At 46.0% G+C, this 18,245-nt stretch carries 13 protein-coding genes; 8 read left to right on the top strand and 5 right to left on the bottom strand.

What is annotated here, in order from left to right:
• Positions 1–178 precede the first annotated feature (178 nt).
• The gene (locus L5M49_RS06560) at positions 179–730 is read left to right on the top strand and encodes a thioredoxin family protein (RefSeq protein WP_219255264.1); all 552 of its coding nucleotides are present in this window, start codon (positions 179–181) and stop codon (positions 728–730) included.
• A gap of 141 nt (positions 731–871) precedes the next feature.
• On the opposite strand, the gene L5M49_RS06555 is transcribed toward L5M49_RS06560, so the two are convergent.
• Positions 872–3,448 (bottom strand): TonB-dependent receptor plug domain-containing protein, encoded by a 2,577-nt coding sequence (locus L5M49_RS06555; RefSeq protein WP_263265701.1) that lies wholly within the window; start codon positions 3,446–3,448, stop codon positions 872–874.
• A 368-nt stretch (positions 3,449–3,816) separates the two neighbouring features.
• Between L5M49_RS06555 and L5M49_RS06550 the strand changes: the two genes are divergently transcribed.
• The 3 genes from L5M49_RS06550 to L5M49_RS06540 all read left to right on the top strand — a co-directional run bounded on the left by L5M49_RS06550 (position 3,817) and on the right by L5M49_RS06540 (position 9,045).
• Positions 3,817–5,277, top strand: coding sequence for a sigma-54 interaction domain-containing protein (locus tag L5M49_RS06550; RefSeq protein ID WP_263265676.1), 1,461 nt, complete (start codon positions 3,817–3,819; stop codon positions 5,275–5,277).
• Positions 5,278–5,449: 172 nt separating this feature from the next.
• Positions 5,450–6,922 carry a cytochrome c oxidase accessory protein CcoG gene (gene ccoG / locus L5M49_RS06545; protein ID WP_263141619.1) on the top strand — a complete coding sequence of 491 codons (1,473 nt, stop codon included), beginning with the start codon at positions 5,450–5,452 and terminating at the stop codon, positions 6,920–6,922.
• A 521-nt stretch (positions 6,923–7,443) separates the two neighbouring features.
• The gene (locus L5M49_RS06540; RefSeq protein ID WP_263265675.1) at positions 7,444–9,045 is read left to right on the top strand and encodes an AMP-binding protein; all 1,602 of its coding nucleotides are present in this window, start codon (positions 7,444–7,446) and stop codon (positions 9,043–9,045) included.
• A 124-nt stretch (positions 9,046–9,169) separates the two neighbouring features.
• Here L5M49_RS06540 and L5M49_RS06535 read toward each other — a convergent pair whose 3' ends face one another.
• The 4 genes from L5M49_RS06535 to L5M49_RS06520 all read right to left on the bottom strand — a co-directional run bounded on the left by L5M49_RS06535 (position 9,170) and on the right by L5M49_RS06520 (position 14,595).
• Positions 9,170–11,074 (bottom strand): ABC transporter transmembrane domain-containing protein, encoded by a 1,905-nt coding sequence (locus tag L5M49_RS06535; protein WP_263265674.1) that lies wholly within the window; start codon positions 11,072–11,074, stop codon positions 9,170–9,172.
• Positions 11,075–11,292: 218 nt separating this feature from the next.
• A complete protein-coding gene (gene hutZ, locus L5M49_RS06530) occupies positions 11,293–11,850 on the bottom strand; it encodes a heme utilization protein HutZ (protein ID WP_173246400.1) in 558 nt (185 codons plus the stop codon).
• A 37-nt stretch (positions 11,851–11,887) separates the two neighbouring features.
• A complete protein-coding gene (gene hutX / locus L5M49_RS06525) occupies positions 11,888–12,469 on the bottom strand; it encodes a heme utilization cystosolic carrier protein HutX (RefSeq protein ID WP_375539963.1) in 582 nt (193 codons plus the stop codon).
• Between the two features lie 35 nt (positions 12,470–12,504).
• Positions 12,505–14,595, bottom strand: coding sequence for a TonB-dependent hemoglobin/transferrin/lactoferrin family receptor (locus L5M49_RS06520; RefSeq protein WP_173246402.1), 2,091 nt, complete (start codon positions 14,593–14,595; stop codon positions 12,505–12,507).
• Positions 14,596–14,930: 335 nt separating this feature from the next.
• Here L5M49_RS06520 and L5M49_RS06515 point away from each other — a divergent pair, with 335 nt between their 5' ends.
• The 4 genes from L5M49_RS06515 to L5M49_RS06500 all read left to right on the top strand — a co-directional run bounded on the left by L5M49_RS06515 (position 14,931) and on the right by L5M49_RS06500 (position 18,213).
• The gene (locus L5M49_RS06515) at positions 14,931–15,818 is read left to right on the top strand and encodes an energy transducer TonB (protein WP_263265673.1); all 888 of its coding nucleotides are present in this window, start codon (positions 14,931–14,933) and stop codon (positions 15,816–15,818) included.
• A 136-nt stretch (positions 15,819–15,954) separates the two neighbouring features.
• The gene (locus tag L5M49_RS06510) at positions 15,955–16,710 is read left to right on the top strand and encodes a MotA/TolQ/ExbB proton channel family protein (protein WP_263265672.1); all 756 of its coding nucleotides are present in this window, start codon (positions 15,955–15,957) and stop codon (positions 16,708–16,710) included.
• On the top strand, positions 16,707–17,144 hold the full coding sequence (locus L5M49_RS06505) for an ExbD/TolR family protein (RefSeq protein ID WP_168824988.1): 438 nt from the start codon (positions 16,707–16,709) through the stop codon (positions 17,142–17,144). Before L5M49_RS06510 ends, L5M49_RS06505 begins: the two co-directional genes overlap by 4 nt.
• A gap of 97 nt (positions 17,145–17,241) precedes the next feature.
• Complete coding sequence (locus L5M49_RS06500; protein WP_263265671.1) at positions 17,242–18,213, top strand: hemin ABC transporter substrate-binding protein; 972 nt, start codon at positions 17,242–17,244, stop codon at positions 18,211–18,213.
• The last annotated feature ends 32 nt before the right edge of the window (positions 18,214–18,245 follow it).

The raw sequence follows: 18,245 nt of genomic DNA, 5'->3' as shown, positions 1-18,245 counted from the left end.
ATTTTCAATAAATGAACAGTCATTTAAGAGAACCCAAAACGCGATAATCCCATAAATTCACACTGATTTAAGCCGTTAACCGCTAAGATTAGCGCTAACCTAAGTCTTTATAGCCAAACCTTAATACCTAAGCCTTCATCGCTATTATCACAAAGGCGATTCTCAATCAGGAAATTTTATGAACACTATAACGCTGACCAGTATTTTTATTCTTTGCCTATTAATAGGTGCGATCTTATTGCTGCTTTGGCAAAGACAAAAAGGTAAAACCATACCACTGACGGTGATTTTTGTGCTGGGATTTTTCGCCTTAGGACTCAGTGCTATTATTGGATTTGTGCACAAAAGCGAGGATTACCAAGCCTATCAAAAACTACAATGGCACACCTTAGCCCCAGAGAAAATCGCGCCTCTGGTTGCCCAAGGCTATACAGTCTTTGTCGATATTACCTCTGATTGGTGCACCATCTGCCAAACGAATAAAGCGGAAGTCACCCACAGGGAGCAAATTGTAAATGCCTTGATGGCCGACAATATCATTCTGATGCAAGGAAACTGGAGTGAGGCGAATAAAACGATTGAAACCTATATGCGCCACGAAGGAGTGCCCGGCACGCCCTACAATAAAATTTATGGTCCAAGCGCCCCCAATGGAATTCTCTTGCCGTCAAAACTCAGTATGAGTGATGTGTTAAATGGTTTAGTTGCCGCGCAAACGAATCGTAACTAAGCACTAAACTATATTTAGGACGAGTCAAATACGAATAAAAAAGGCTGCATTGCAGCCTTTTTGCTTACTTCACTTCTATTTATAAAAGCCAAATTTCTTGAAAGGTGGGTTAGAAATCGCTTCTATAAATTGGCTTACTCATTAAAAACGGTAATTCACTCGACCATAGTAGAAACCGCCGTTGTAATCGAATGGCCCACTTTCATAATAAACGCCACCGAGTTCACCCAAGGTCCCTTCTTTCAGCTTTTGCGCTTCTTGATCAAATAGATTATTAGCCCCCACAGCCAGCGTTAAGCCATCAAGTAATTGATAGCTCATTTCAAGATCGACGGTCACCGCAGCATCAGCCATTTCAGAGCCCCAATCAGAGGTATCGTCAGCATGAGTCGCATAGTACTCACCAAAATAGTTACCACGCAGTGACAGGGTTAACTTGTCCCATGACTGTGCCCAAGTTAAGGTGGCACGATGTGCGGGGATACCATCTTCTAAACGGCGAACTTTACCTGCATCGGTCGTTTTAAGATCAAACTTATCAACACTGGTATCGGTCCAACCATAGGCAAGACTAAACTTAGCATTACCCGATAGGATTTCCGCATCATAGGAAGCGACGATATCGATACCTTGAGTGGTAGTATCAAAGTCATTGGTGTAATAACTCACGCCTTGGATTAACTCAGGGAACTCAACGCCCGCAGCCCGCAGCGCATCATAATCTGTAGCCTCAACATCAATCTTACTCGACTGTGCAATACGGCCCTCTACGGCAATGTTGTAATAATCGACCGTTAAGAAGAAGCTTTCATACTCATATACAGCTCCAATCGCATAACTAATCGACTCTTCAGGCTTTAACACTTCACCACCGTAAAATGCCGCAAGCGGATCGGTTGGGGGGGCAATAAAGGTCTGGATCAGTTCACCATCGATGATAGATGTCTGGGTGTTGACGACGTTTTCTTGACCAACCGTTGGCGCACGAAAGCCGGTGCTGTGTGAAGCGCGGAACGACAATTCATCCGTTGCAGAATACTGCAACGTCAATTTGTAATTTAACGTATCACCAAAGGTTGAAAAGTCTTCGTAGCGCAGTGCTAAACCGAGTAACCAGTCATCACTTAAATAAGCTTCTAAATCAGTATAAATACCTATGTTATGACGTGAGTTTTTACCCGAAGACTCTGGGCCAAAGCCTTTAAAACCATGCGCACCAATGTTGAAACCTTGGTTAGCATAAGGGCCTGCAATCCACGAGGCTTCATCACCTTGAGAAATCTCAAACGACTCATTTCGCCATTCAAAACCAGAAGCAAAACTAATGTCTTCAATGCCTCCTAAGGTTATGAAGCGCGAGAAATCGAGGTTAACGGTAGTTTCAACTTGCTCATAAGCTCCCGTATCGAAATCCGTCGGGGTATCTAATCCCAGTGATGGATTCAACGAATTTTTAAGACCAAAACTGGCTTTGTTCGCCCCCGTACCAGCACTGAAATCATAATTCCATTCACCGATATCGCCTTTTACACCTGCGAAGAAGGACATATCTTCAATGGTGCCGGTGAACTGTGGCGTATAGCCACCTGGAAATATCTGGTTCATAGCAAAGCAATTTGGGTCGGCAACCATCGCCTTGTATGCATCAGTGTCGAGTACGTTGCCGTCACTTCCATCAGCATTTTTAGGGATAGGTACGAGTCCACATGTTGATGGATCACCATTTACCGCGCCCACGAGTAAGTTCTGACCACCATCATTGGAATACACATTGCTACGATTTTGCGGGTAACGATAATAGAAGCCTCCCACGGCATCGCGGGATGACAGGTTACCAAAGGCATAGGCACGCATATTGGCATTAATGTCTAAGCCTGAGTTGATGAACACTGAATAGTCATCATTAATTTCAGGATTACCCCACACTTGAGCGGGGTCATTAATCGCGGTATTACCCTGCTCGGCTAAGTTAACCGCATCAGGACGCTGCACACTACGGCTAGTGGAGTCAGCATTTTTATACTGGAAGCTCAAATTGACGAAGCCATTTTCAGTCACAGGTAAACCAACATCACCTTCGACCGTAGTTGTAGCACCATCACCCTCGTAATATTCTCCTTGGGTCACAGTGATGGAACCACCCTCGGAATTATCTTTTAAAACAAAGTTCATGACTCCTGCAATCGCATCAGAGCCATATTGCGCAGCAGCACCGTCGCGCAACACTTCAACTTGCTTTAATGCAGAACCAGGAATAACTGAGATATCAGGACCTTGAGCGCCATCGTTAATACCACCACCTTGGAACGCAATCACAGATGCACGGTGACGACGCTTACCATTGACTAGCACTAGCGTACTGTCTGATGGCAAACCCCGTAAATTAACGGGACGAACTAAGGTTGCTGCATCACTAATGGGTTGAGCGCGTGAGTTAAACGATGGCACCGAAGTCACTAACATATCAATCATGTCAGTCGAACCATTCTTTTTAAGGTCGTCACTACTAATAATATCAATAGGAACGGGGGAATCGCCGATTGAGCGTGGCGCAGCACGGGACCCTACAACTGCAATTTTTTCAACGTTCTCATTTTTAATAGCCGTCTCATCTTCTTCTGCTATTGCCTGCGGACTGATTAAACTACCAGACAAGGCTAGAGTAATCGCCAAACTCACTGCACTTAATCCAAACTTCTGCTTCTTTGAGGTCATCATATTCATCCCAACTGCTTATTATTTTTAGAATACCTGACCTGCTTTGTGCGATTCTCGTCCCTAAACCTTGCTACCACGGCCAACACAAAATCACATTACAAAACATTTTTATAACATAAATTAAACAATATCCAATGTTAAATCAGACTTTTGAATGAATATTAGTCATTTATCTTTTATATCAATTTCTTAGATGAAAATATTTTTTAGAGTATGGCACCAAGTAAAATGTACTCGAACGGCAAAAAGTGTGAGCAGAAAAATCACCAAAGAAAAAATGCTTAAAGGGCATAATCAAAAACACGATATATCGCGTCACAGTACTTAAGGTATACTCAGAAAATACCGCCAAAACCAGAGTAAGACAGATGACCAATAAGATTTCAGTCAATAATGAAAAATCGATAGATAAGCATTTCTTACCGGAAAACCAGTTACTGCTCAACGCTGTCGGCGAAGGTATTTATGGATTTAATTTAAGCGGTAATGCGGTGTTTATCAATCCGGCAGCCGAACGCATGACGGGTTGGAAGAATGAAGAGCTACTCGGTAAAAACATCCATAACTGCCACCATCACAGCCATGCAGATGGCAGTCATTATCCCCAAGAGGATTGTCCGATTTACAACACCTTAAAGGATGGGATCACCCGAGAAATCACCCACGATGTATTTTGGCGTAAAGATGGCAGTAGCTTCCCCGTTCATTACAGTTCCACCCCTGTTTACCGTGACAATCAACTGATTGGCGTAGTCGCGATATTTCGTGACATTAGTATTCAAAAACAAACAGAGCAGTCATTACGCCAAGCCCTAGCCCAAGTACAAGCACTCTCGGAGCGACTCGCCTCTGAAAATCATTATCTACAGGCAGAGTTGGCAGACAAAACGGGTGATGTGGATATTTCGGGTGCCAGTACAGTGATCCGCCATATGATCCAGCAATTGCACATGGTGGCCAATACCGACAGTACTGTGCTCATTTGTGGTGAAAATGGCACAGGAAAAGAACTCGTTGCCCGTAACTTACATCAGCTCAGTCGCCGCAAAGATAAACCCATGATCAGTGTCAACTGTGCCGCGTTTTCGGCATCTTTACTAGAAAGTGAACTCTTTGGTCACGAGAAGGGGGCATTTACTGGCGCCACGAGCCGCCGTAAAGGTCGCTTCGAACTTGCTCATCAAGGCACACTGTTCCTCGACGAAGTCGCTGAACTCAGTTTAGAAGCCCAATCAAAACTACTACGAGTCATCCAAGAACAATCCTTCGAACGTCTCGGTGGCAGCGAAACCATTCAAGTGGATATTCGCTTAGTCGCCGCTAGTCACCACGATTTACTCAAGCGAGTCGAACAGGGATTATTTAGGATGGATCTCTATTACCGTTTGAATGTATTCCCTATTCAAGTACCACCACTGCGCGCAAGAATCGAAGATATTCCCGAACTCGTCAGCCATATTCTGCACAACTTGAATCGTAAGCTAGGTAAAAAAATCCGTGGAGTGAGCCAAAAAGGGCTACAAAAACTCATGGCTTATACTTGGCCGGGCAATGTGCGCGAACTGCAAAATATCCTCGAACGCGAAGCCATTCTATCCCAAGGAGATATTCTGCAGATCCACGCTATGCCGAGCAATAATCCCTTAGCTCAAACCCAAGGGCAAACCTTAGCGGAAGCGGAAGCGCTGCATATAGAACAAACCCTTAAGCGCTTAAACTGGCGCATATCCGGCCCACTCGGTGCAGCGAATGTCCTCGGAGTGCCCGCAAGTACACTGAGATCGCGAATGAAAAAACTGGGGATCCAGCGTCAATCGAGTGAAATCTAATTCAAAACGAGCACACTAAAAACGCGATATATCGCCAATGTGTGATATATCGTGATCAGCATCTAGTTCCAATCACAAAATAATTATAAATATCATGATGTTGAGCCAATTAAAACTTGGCCTAGCGCTTGCTATAGGGAGGCGAATCTTATTTAAGCCGTTAGGACCCTTTATGCCCAAGAGCGAAGTTACCCCAAATTCTCCAAGTGTAAATAAGAGTGTGGGCGCGAAACCTGCCTCAGTAGAGCTACACATTCCGGTTAAAAACCTCTCTACTGAAACCGCAGCAAAGAGTCGTCTCCCCTCTGGCAATATCCATTTCCGTGAGCAAAAAGGTGATTTTCAGCGCCTGCGAACCATGATGAATAGCCTATTGATCGTGATGTTTTTCGCCCTGCCGTTTATCTCTATTGATGGCCGCCAAGCAATACTGTTAGATATCAGCCAACAACAGTTTTTCTTCTTTGGTATCACGCTCTGGCCACAGGACTTTACCTTGCTGGCATGGATTTTTATCGCCGCCGCCTTCGGTTTGTTTTTCATTACCGTATTTTGGGGCCGTGTTTGGTGCGGTTACCTTTGCCCACAAACGGCGTGGACCTTTATCTATGTGTGGATAGAAACGCGCATCGAAGGCAGCAGTAATAAACGTAAGCAGCTCGACAAAGCCCCTTGGACTAGCAGTAAAATCGGTAAAAGAAGTGCAAAACACTTACTTTGGGGTCTAACAGCTCTGCTCACTGGCTGTGGTTTTATCGGTTATTTTATTCCCGCCCGCGAACTTTATGTGGACATCTTGACGGGTAATGCCAGCTTCTGGGTAACAAGCTGGGTGTGGTTTTTCGCCATTTGTACTTATCTCAATGCGGGCTGGATGCGCGAGCAAATGTGCTTACATTGCTGCCCCTATTCACGTTTCCAAGCTGTGATGTTCGATGCCAACACTAAAACCGTGACCTATGATGCACAGCGCGGTGAAGCCCGTGGCCCTCGCAAACGTAAACAAGAGAACAATCAAGATGACCATACTTTAGGTGACTGTGTTGACTGTAATTTATGTGTCGAAGTGTGCCCAACAGGGATAGATATTCGTAACGGTTTGCAATATGAGTGCATTAACTGCGGCGCCTGTGTCGATGCCTGTAATGAGACTATGTTGAAGTTCGATTACAAGCAGAATCTTATCGGCTATATGAGTGAAAATGATCTTAAGGGAGTGAATTACTCCTATTGGCGCTCGCCGCGTTTCTTAGGCTACGGTGCAGCGGTCATTATCATGTTTATCGTCATAGGGTTAGACTTAAATAGCCGCAGCGAGATCCAGCTTAACGTGATCCGTGATCGCCAAAGCTTGTACCGTGAAACCTCGGATAATAAAGTTGAAAATACCTATCAGCTGAAGATCCGCAACAAGACACAAGATACTAAGCAGTATCAACTCGCCGTCGACAGTGAAATGCCCTTTAGCTTGATTGCCGATCCTATTATTACCTTGGCAGCGGGTGAACAAGTGGACTATCCCGTCACAGTATTAGCCGATAAGGATGCCATTCCCTCGGGGCGCAAAATGATCCAATTCTCGGTGACGGATGTTAAACAACCAACACAACAAGTGAGCCAAGAAACCGGATTCTTCAGTCCTTAGCACTGGGCTTTTAGCGCTTAATATGAGTTACCGTAACATTGGTCATCATCAAATTAACTACCCAATCGGCGCTTGAGGAATCAACCCAAGCGCCGGTTAAAGGCAGAAATTCATCCCCAAAGACAACCTGATCTTTAACGTCTCATACATCGGAATCAAACCTCAAACACCTACAAAGCTGAAAATTTCCCCGTTAAACGGCGCATAGACAAAGCAAATTGAGCACATTCAATCTTAATCCTTAGAAACATAACGGTTACAAATTTTAAATTGTCTTTCCCTCAACTCTTATTTAGGTTTTGTGGTTCATTAGATAACTAAGCTTCTAAGATAACTAAGCTATAGTTAAGCACTCAGCTTTAGAGTAAAAATACTATTTGTTACATAAAGATACCGTTATTGGCATAAAGATGTTTTTCGCGATAAGCATTGACCTCTAGTACTAACACCCTCTAATCTAAACACCTGTTTAACTCCAAAATAATAACAACTAATAAACATCATCTTTGAGGTAGTTCAGCATGGCATACGATCAAGACTCTCAACTCAAACTAAACTACTCATCACTGGTCGATCTGATCGAGAAAACCAGCCTGCGTTACGGTGATAAACCCGCCTATGCCTGTCTCGGTAAAACCTGCAGTTTTAACGAGATAGAACGCGATTCTCGTTACTTTGCCGCCTATTTACAAAATAAGACCACACTCAAACCTGGCGATCGCATCGCCATTCAATTGCCTAATATCACCCAATTTGTCATCGCGGCCTACGGCGCAATCAGGGCTGGGCTTATTTTAGTTAACACTAATCCCCTATATACCGAGCGCGAGCTCATCCATCAGTTCAATGATTCTGGTGCCAAAGCGATCGTGGTTTTATCCGATCTATTACCGACCTTAGCCAAAGTCATCGACAGCACCAAAATAGAATATGTCATTTCAACCCACCCATTAGATTTGATCGATCCGCACGTACAGCCTAAGACAGGCCTGAAGAATGTGGAGTTTTGCCAAATTTTAAAACAAGGCGCAGACCTCCCCTTTAGCCGATTTATCTCAAATCTCGACGACCTCTCGGCGTTGCAATATACGGGCGGCACCACTGGATTATCTAAAGGTGCCATGTTGACCCACGGCAATATGCTCGCTAATGCGGCGCAGGTAAAATCCCGCATCGCGAGCGTGATCACCGAAGGGGAAGATATCTTCGTTGCACCGCTACCGATTTACCATATTTATGCGTTTATGGTGAACTTAGTGCTGTATTTCGAGTGTGGCGGCTGCTCGGTATTAATTCCAAATCCACGGGATATTAGCGGCTTAATTAAGACACTCGCCAAATATCCCTTCACTGGATTTGCAGGACTCAATACTCTGTTTGTCGCCCTTTGCCATCAACCCGAGTTTAAAGCACTCGACTTTAGCCATTTAAAAATCACCATCTCTGGCGGCACAGCACTGACGGCCGCCGCGGCCAACATTTGGCAACAGACGACAGGCAACATGATCAGTGAAGGTTATGGGCTATCTGAAACTTCGCCGGTGATTTCACTCAATGCACCCGGTTATCAAAAACTAGGCACTATTGGTAAACCGGTGATTGGCACTGAGGTTAAACTCTTAGATGAAAACGACATTGAAGTGCCCTTAGGTACGGCCGGAGAATTAGCCGCACGCGGCCCACAAGTCATGCGGGGGTATTGGAATAATCCGCAGGAAACCGCCAATGCTATGACTCAAGATGGCTTCTTCAAAACTGGGGATATTGCCATAGCAACGGCGGAAGGTTTCCACCAAATAGTTGATCGTAAAAAAGATATGATCATAGTTTCAGGTTTTAATGTCTATCCCAACGAAGTGGAAAACGTCCTAGCGAGCCATCCAAGTGTGATCGAATGCGCCGTGGTGGGAGTAAAAGATGAACACTCGGGCGAAGCGGTTAAAGCCTTTATCGTACTAAAGGATGATAGCCAAGATCATCAACAGGCTAAAGAGGCCATTCTAACCTATTGCCGCGAGCAGTTAACCGCCTATAAATTGCCAAAAGTGATTGAATTTATGGCGCAATTACCTAAGAGTACCGTAGGTAAAATTCTGCGCCGCGAGCTAAAAGATAAAGCTTAGAGACCGCACTTAAAGTGCCGTACTTAAAGACAAAGCTGAGTAACAGAGCTTAGCAACAAAAGCACAATAAAAGACCCAGTGACCGAGCTTAAGTGTTTAAGCTAGCGACTGGGTTTTATTTTACCTAAATGGTCTCATTCAAGGCGCTGGCATTGGCCTCTTCGGTTAACAATTGCAGACTGGCAAATTCACGATATAACGCATTAGATTGCATCAGCTCTTGGTGGCGACCGCTGGCGACAATCTCGCCCTTATCAAACACAAAAATCCTATCGGCATTGATTACTGTCGATAAGCGATGGGCAATAATCAAGGTGGTTTTACCCGCCATCAATACGTCCAACGCTTGCTTCACTTTCTGCTCGCTCACCGCATCTAAAGCGCTGGTCGCTTCATCGAGTAACAATATCGGTCTGTCGGCTAAAATCGCCCGCGCAATGGCAATACGTTGTTTTTGCCCACCAGAAAGCCGCACGCCACGCTCGCCTAAATAGGTTTGATAACCGCCAGTAAATTCGCTAATAAACTCGTGGGCACGGGCCGCGATACAAGCATCTATCACTTCTTGCTCAGTCGCATCAACTCGACCATAACGCACGTTTTCAAGCACACTGGTCGCAAAAATCACCGAGTCCTGCGGCACTAGAGCAAACTGCGACCGCAACTCCTGCGGAAGAAGATTAGCAATATCAATACCTTCCAGTCGAATACTGCCAGCACTAGGCACATAAAAGCGTTGCAATAACTGGAACAAGGTACTTTTACCCGCGCCACTTGGCCCGACTAAGGCGACCCGCTCACCCGCAGCAATGCTCATATTGAGCTGTTTTAGCACTAAGGCATCATGCTCTGGATAGGCAAAATTGAGCCCTTCAATCATTAACTCACCACTGACCTTGGCGGGTAAACTCACAGGATGAGTTGCAACGGGAATATCCACTTGTGTTTCAGCCAGTTCGATTAAACGTTCGGCGGCGCCAGAAGCCCGCTGAATTTCGCCTATCACTTCGCTAATGGTCGCCACTGCGCCCGCAACCATCACAGCGTAAAACATAAAGGCAGATAACTCACCGCCCGTCATCTTACCCGCCATCACATCGTGGGCACCGACCCAAGTCACCATAGCAATTGCGGCGATACTTAAAAACATCACGGTTGAGATCAATAAGGCACGGTAACGGATCCGGCCACTGGCCGCAGACATGACATCTTCGACGCGGCGATTGAACAAGCTACGGTCTTTATCTTCATGCCCATAGGCTTGTACCGTATGAATTTCATGTAGTGTTTCATCAACATAAGCGCCGAGATCAGCAACCCTATCTTGGCTTTCCCGTGCTAACACACGTACTTTGCGACCAAAAAAGATCACCGGCCCTAACACTAAGGGCACAGCCAACAACACCAGCAATGTCATCTTAACGCTAGTGATACCCATCATGACTAAACCACCAAGCACAGTTACGCTAGAGCGCAGCGCCATGGACAGACTCGAACCCACCACAGTTTGTAGCAAAGTAGAATCGGCGGTAAAACGGGAGATAACTTCACCAGTGCGTACCTTAGCGTAAAAGGCGGGAGAGAGTTTAAGTAGTTGATTGTAAACCGTTAGACGAATATCGGCGCTGACCCGCTCGCCAAGCCAAGTCATCAAGTAGAAGCGGCAAAACACCGCTGTGCCACTGACGGCGGTAATCCCGAGCACTAACAGTATGATTTCATTCAGCCGCTGCGCATTATCCCTTACAAAGCCTTCATCGACCATCAAGCGCACACCTTGGCCCAATGATAACCAAGCGAGCGACCCTATCATCAAGCAGATAATCGCCGCGACAACTTTCAGTTTGTAGGGTTTAAGAAAACCCATAATCCAAGGCAATACCGATCTTTGCTGCGCCGAGGTCCATTTAGCCTTTGATGTATCAGCGCTTGTTGTAGACGTGACTGGAATTAACTTTTCGGGCAATGGCTCAGCCCCCGCTTTAATGGGTTCGGAAGATTTGGCGAGTTCAGCTGTAGGCTCGGTCACGGGTGGCATCCTTGAGGTAGGTAAGGCAATTCAAATATAACATCAGCATGAATGGGATCATCAGCAGCCGTTAGCCGCGCAGCATGACTTAAAGCATATAAGTGAGATGCTACCTCTTGCAGTGGAATTCAAGGGCTGTGTGGTTTTACTCAAAAGAAAAGCATAAAACAAACCCGCAGCGAGTGCGGGTTTGTTTTATTACAATAGCTTGACGCGGCTTAAGCGACTTGCTTGTTTTCCGGCGTTTTTGGCGTGCCGTGGTGGCCATCGCGCTTCCAATCCACATCTAACAACTCTGCGCCGCTCAGGCTAAATGCTTGGCCAAAACCTTTGACGTAAAGACCCTGATGAGGCGCGAGCTTATATAAGTTAAAATCGGTTAACGCCGCAAGGTTATCGGACATTTCGCCAAAACGTGCCGATAACACACCAACACCTTTGCTGAAGTCGGGCGTATCGCGGGGCACTGCCTCGGCAATCGCATCGAAGGTTAAACGCTTGCGGGCAAAAACCGATTTGGCCGCAGTTTCGTCTTCAACTAACATCACAGAGACCTTAGATGAGTGCTTTAAATTATGACCGTGACGGGCTAAGTCACTCACCAAAATATAAAAACCATCATCTGCCAGTGCGAAGGGCGCATAGCTCGCATTCGGCTGGCCATCTGTACCAATGGTGGCTAGTTGCAAGGTCTCGCGCTGCTGTTTAAAGGCTTCGATTTCGGGTAAGAGTTTGTCTCTTAAACGCTGTTCTTGTTCGGTAATTTCAGGCTTCATTTACTGTTTTCCTTAATACTTTTGTTAATGCTGCAATTCAGAGGTGTGATTGCACCGAGGCAAAGGCTGTCGCGAGCGCTTTAAATTGGCGAACTTGCTCAGGAAACAGTGCTCTTTGTTTATCACGGCCTAAATACACTTTGAACACCACCTCACCTTCACTGCCGAAAAAGTTAATCGAATGGCTCTCGCTGCCTCTAAAAGGTCTGCTGATCAAAGCGATACCACTCATGGCATCTAATTTGAGATGACCATGCAAACCGTCCCCCTTGCTGTAGAGGTTGTAATAACCGTGGGCGTATTTTCCCTCGGGGAAATCTCCTTTAAATTCAAATACGCTGCCAGATAACATCACAATAGTGGTTAACTTTCCCCATTTGGGTAAGGCTTGCAGTAATGTATCGAGCTGAGTTAACGGAACAAACACCACTTGTTCGGGCGGCAGCGCTGCAACCACTTCGAGCTCGGCAATGCCTAATTCACTGGCGAGCTGCGCTGGCATTAAATCAGCTTGTTGTTCAAATCGTTGTCGCAATTGCGCCTGTTGCTCACTTAGCTGACGTTGCTCAGAGTTTAAATCTGGCGCGACATTGAGCTCGGTATCGAGTGTCATCTTCATTTTACTGTCTCCAGCGGTAGTGACTATTGAGTGGCTTAGAACATATAGCGCGCCGATAACTTCATATTACGACCCGGTTGATACAAGGTTTGCCACGCCTGTTGATACTTCTCATCACCGATATTTTCGATTGCGAAATCCACTCTCACACCCGCCATCGCGCCCATAGTCGGCTCCCACGCTACATACACATCCCATAGGGTGTAATCGTCGTATTTCGCCACTTTAAAGCCGTCAGGCGTATTCGACTGAGTCGCCACATAAGTGACGCGAGTACCGAGTTTCATGTCGCCTTCCATAATGCCTTGGGATAAATCGACATTGAACTTATTGGCGGGTATATTTTCTATATCATCGCCCGTTTGACGATCTTCGCCATGGGTTTGGCCGTAATTCATCGCTAAACGAGTTTGGCCAATACGGTAACGACCGCTAATTTCAAAACCTGTTAAACGTGCATCTTCAACGTTATTCCATGAGGTCGTTTGCTCGAATCCAGGAATGCCACGCCAAGGATTAGACACTTGCTGCACGATAAAATCGTCCACATCGTTACGGAAAACGTTAAACGTTAGCGCCAGTTCATCATCACCCGCTAACTCACTGAAACGTAAGTCCGCTTTGATTTCTTTATTGCGCGCAGTCTCTGCTTTTAGATCCGAATTCACCGCGAAGGTGTTACATAAACCTTGGGGTAAAAATCCGGGGATTGGCGGGATACAATAATGGGTGCCGCTGGAGAACATTTCCTCTACCGTAGGTGCGCGGAAGGCTTGATCGTAACGTGCGCTTAAGGTCAACCAAGGCTGAGTCTGCCACACCAAGCCAAGCGATGGTGATAACTCATTGTCATCTGAGGATAAGTTGAGATTATGGCTGTCATTTTTAAAGCTGTCATAACGCAGACCCGCATCAAGATTTAACGTCTTAGTCAACTCAATATCTGCCCGCGTAAAAGCGCCCCATACTGTGGTTTCGCCATCGATATTATCTGGACGCTGGCCCACTTGGCCCGAATCATCACGCGTCGTTTCTATGGTATCGCGAAAACCATCGACCCCGTAGGTCAACAGAGTATTGCCTAAACGCGAACTGTTATTAAGGTTAATCCCCACAGTGCGGAACTCAGTACTGTCTTGCTGACCTTTCGTAATACGGTCTTCATCGTAGTCGGTACTGTTCCAATACACTTGCATCTTAGTATCCAGATACGGGTTATTAGCAGGATTGAGACTGTAGTTTAGGGTGAGGTTTTTATCGTCAGTCTTGCGGCGCACCAAAGGCACTGAACTACTCACAGCAGCAGAAGGATTGCTCGGTACTAATTCATTGTTTTTGCTGGCTCTTGCAGATAACTCTAACCGTGATGCCTCGTCGGCTTGCCAACCGAATTTAGCTAAACCACTGCTGCCTTGGGATGCACTGTTGTTTAGAGTTTCGTCATTACCAGTTTTTATATTGTTTGAATCGTAATAGGAACCATTGAGTAACCAATCGATGCTGTCTTGTTGACCATAGATAGCGCCACTGGTTTTAGTGCGGGAGCCATTGGTCTCATAACCTTGTTTGAAATAGCCACCAAAGGTCTCATCTGGCGCTAAAAAATCTTGTGCCGACTTAGTATTCTGCGCTACGACACCACCGAGGGCACCACTGCCCCACAAGCTACTGGCAGGGCCGCGCAGCACTTCGATGGATTTGAGCAACTCAGGGTCCATAAAGTAGGTACCTCTGTGACCAGAGCTGGTATTTTGTCTTGCGCCGTCAATTGTTTGCAACACACGATCGCCACTTAAACCACGGATTTCAACCCCTTGAGATGAAGCTCTTGGGCCATTGGTCAACGTAATATTCGCCTCATTTTTAAGGGCATTGGCAACTGATGATGCTTGGGCGACCGTAAGTTGCTCTTCATCCACCACTGCCACGCTACGGCTGGTTTCGGAGGCTTTTTCACTGATGCGTGTTGCACTCACTAATACTTCATCAAACTCTGTTGTGACCAGTTTTTTATCCGCATCCTGTTGAACAACAGGCTTAACACTTTCCTCTGCCGCTAACGTAAAACTTAGGGCCGTACCACTCAGTGCTATCGCCATGGCGATCACTAACGGCTTTTTTTTCATCTCTTCATCCTCAAGTGATATTCAGCTGTTTCCGTACAATTTATTACTGAGCCTAGACTCTCTTTCCAGACGCCAATCCTTTCGAGATTAAGTCTGTTCCAGATTTGGCTCTTTCGAGATTGAGCCTCTTCCAGATCGAGCCCAAGGCAATCAGTACCCATAAAGTAGGATAAATCGTCGGTTTAGCTGCTTTTTAAAGCGCTCATTCGAGCTATTGCAGGCACTCTACCTGAGACAACAAAATAGATCAAATGCAAATCATTATCATTTGCGATCTTGTTTATATTGAGATATCTTAATTAGGAAAATGGCTTTCATTGGAAAAAGAGGTTGCTGTGACACCAAAACGATATCTTGCCTTTGGCGCGTTAACGGTTGCCATCCAGACGGGTGTTATCGCCTCCCAACCCGCTATGACTATGCAGCCAAGCGCCCAATCATCGAGCGTAAACCAAGCATCGCTCACTCCCAGCGCGAATACTGTCACCCTTAATTTTTCTACCGCGACTAGCGCTGCAAGCAACACGAGTGCAGAGCCCATCAAGCAAACAGACGCCAAAGTAGCCACTGTGAACAGTACAGTGCAAAAAAACAGTACAGCGCAAAAAGTATCAACAGCAGAATCTGTCAATAAGGCGGTTATCCCGAAAACTAAAGCTGATCAACGAATTGACAGCCAACTCGCCAAAAAATCTTCAGCAACAAAACCCACGGCTAACAATCATCCGAATACGGACCCTTTAGCGACGAACGCTTTAGAACCAAGTGCTTTAAATTCAAGTGCTTTAAATCCAAGCGTTTTAGCACATAAGCGACTCGAACACGTTGAACAACAAACAGAACCCCAAACTGCACAAATGGATTTAATCGCTAACGCAGCCGAAGTTGATGCAAAAACGACCCCAAATGTGGCCAGTGCAACAGCTGACAGTGCCCAAACTAACATAGTGGAATTAGCCAAACCGCTGTTCGCTGCAGCGCCACCGCAACCGACTTATCCAAAGATAGCGCGTAAAAAAGGGCTAGAAGGAACTGCAACCATAGAAGTGATGTTTAACGAACTTGGTGAGCAACTTGCACTGACGTTAGTAAAAAGCTCAGGGTTCAGTCTGTTAGATCAAGCCGCGTTAGATGCAGTTGAAAACTGGCAATTTGCGGCGCCAGCGCAAAGGCTAGCGAGTCATTATAAGGTCAGAGTGCCTATTCGCTTCGCGCTCAACTAACAGGCCCAATGTTGCCACTGAAAAGTTAGCCAGTGGAGAGTTAGCTCGTAGGGAATTAGCCACCGCACAACTAGCCTGATTTTTGTTTTACTAACTTACATATAAAACTACTTTTTCAATAGATTGGAGAGGATTAATGCCCGTAACTGATTTTTCAACCCTACAGACTCAGCTTGGCGTGCTGACTTGGCCCTTGTTGTTATGTGCTTTTTTAGCTTTGATGATCTGCCTTGAACGTAGCGCCTTGTTTTTGCATCAAACTTTGCTGTCAATCTGGCCCAAAAAACAGGCATGGGTAAAAGCATTGCGTCAATCAAGCTCAGCGGCGACCACTGAAAACGTCAGCGCGCTGCTAGCGCAAACCAGCGCACAGCAAGATTTACTCGCCCGTGGCGCGACCTTGTTACTCAAACAAGTCCACCAGCCAAAAGTGCTAAGGGAAGAATTACTCAGTCTGTGGCTCACTAAGCAACAACGCGACTTGCAAGCCGGACTCAAGGTTTTACAAGTGATTGGCATCATTAGTCCACTACTCGGTTTGCTCGGCACAGTATTAGGACTCATCGAAATGTTTGCCCAACTCGGGCAATCACAAGGCCCCGTCACTCCAGCACAACTCAGTGCTGGACTAGGCCTTGCGATGAACACCACAGCTGCCGGACTCATGATCGCCGTGCCCGCCATTACCGCCGCCCATCTTTTTGGGATCTGGGCTCAAGGCCAATGCCTGCGGGCTGGGCATGTGCTCAATCAACTCAATCTCTGGTTAGCGGGTATCGAAGATATTTCAATTGATGCCAATCATTACCATGCATTCACCCGAGTCAGTAAAACCAGCGTCGAGCAAAAATTGGCATCCAAGCCCCATTCTCAAATTGAGCCACAGACATGATAAGTGCAGATAAATCATTCTTATCGCAGGCTGGCATTGCTTCGCCTGAGCAACTTCCGAGCCTAGATTTAACCGCGTTAATCGACATTATTTTTATCGTGCTGGTGTTTTTACTACTGACGGCAAATAGCCAATTATTGAGTTTGCCGGTAGATGTGCCACAAAGCCCAAGCTCAGCTATCACGGCAATCGACAACAAACAAACAATTGCCATCAATATCATGGCAACAGCGCCTTATTGGGCTATTGATGGCAAAGAGTTTGATGACTTAGCCACTTTTACCACTGAATTTACTGCACATTTTCAGACTATGCCGAAGGCGACGGTTGTCATTGCCGCCGACAAAGCCGCGCCAGTGGAACCTTTGATGCAACTGCTTGCACTGTTGCAGACGCAGTCCATCAGTCAGACACAAATTTTGATGGAGCATTAGCGTATCCGAACCAGCCATTTAAACGAGAAAGCAAAAGTCTGACATCAAAAAACGGCATCTAAGCCTGTCGCGAACAAGTTGTATTAGGAGTTTAACCATGTTGTTTCAAGCAACTAAAATACCAGTAAACAAAGGTTCCATTGCTCAACGTTATCAACATAGACGCACATATAAAGCATTGAAAAAAATTATTTTTTTCACGTCAGCACTTACGACCTTACTATCCTCAAGCGTTTTTAGCGCTGAACTGAGTGCCGAGCCAGAGATAAGACTCGTGAGTGCAGGTACAGGAGTCACAGAGCTCGTGCTCGCCCTCGACGCAGGCAATGAGCTAGTCGCCATCGACTCCACCAGCTATGTGCCTGAAAGTTTGAGCCATGTGGCTAAGCTTGGTTATCACAGAATGCTCTCCGCCGAAGGCATTATTGCCCTCTCCCCAACGCTGGTTGTCGGTTCAGATGTGATGGGACCAGAAACCACACTTAAGGTATTAAAACAGGCGAATATCCAAGTCGTGCAATTACCCGCAACAAATGATGAACCACAACTGATGAACAATGTGGATACCTTAGGTCACTTACTCAATCGCCAAGAACATGCGGTTAAATTAAAACAAGATTTACATCAACAACTGCAAAGCTTAGCGGGTAAAAAACAACAAGTGCGCGATGCGGGCTCTCAGCCAAAAATTCTCTTCATGCTGTTACAAGAAGGCCGCGGTGCACGGGTTGGCGGTAAAGGCACAGCCGCAGATACTATTATCGAGCTGTCTGGAGCACAAAATATCGCCGAGTTTGATGGCTACAAAAGCATGTCTCAAGAAGGGATTCTGTCCTTGCAGCCCGACATTATTTTGCTGTCAAAGCGTAGCGATAAACCCACAGATCAAACTAATGCACAAATTGCTCAAGAACTGTTGAAAGAGATGCCACTACTCGCCCATACCCCAGCAGGTGAAAACGGCCATATTCAAACACTGGCACCGCAAGCCCTTCTCGGTGGTTTAGGCATCAGTGCCATAAGCGCCGCGGATACGCTCGCCAGCACATTGCTCAAGCAAAACCATTAACAAACGCAGCGATGAGTACAGTTAGCACTAAT

It is taken from the genome of Shewanella sp. SM74 (assembly GCF_025653725.1).
In the GTDB taxonomy this organism is placed as follows: domain Bacteria; phylum Pseudomonadota; class Gammaproteobacteria; order Enterobacterales; family Shewanellaceae; genus Shewanella; species Shewanella oncorhynchi.
The sequence above is the reverse complement of the archived record's forward strand: the minus strand, read 5'-3'. Positions and strand labels throughout refer to the sequence as shown.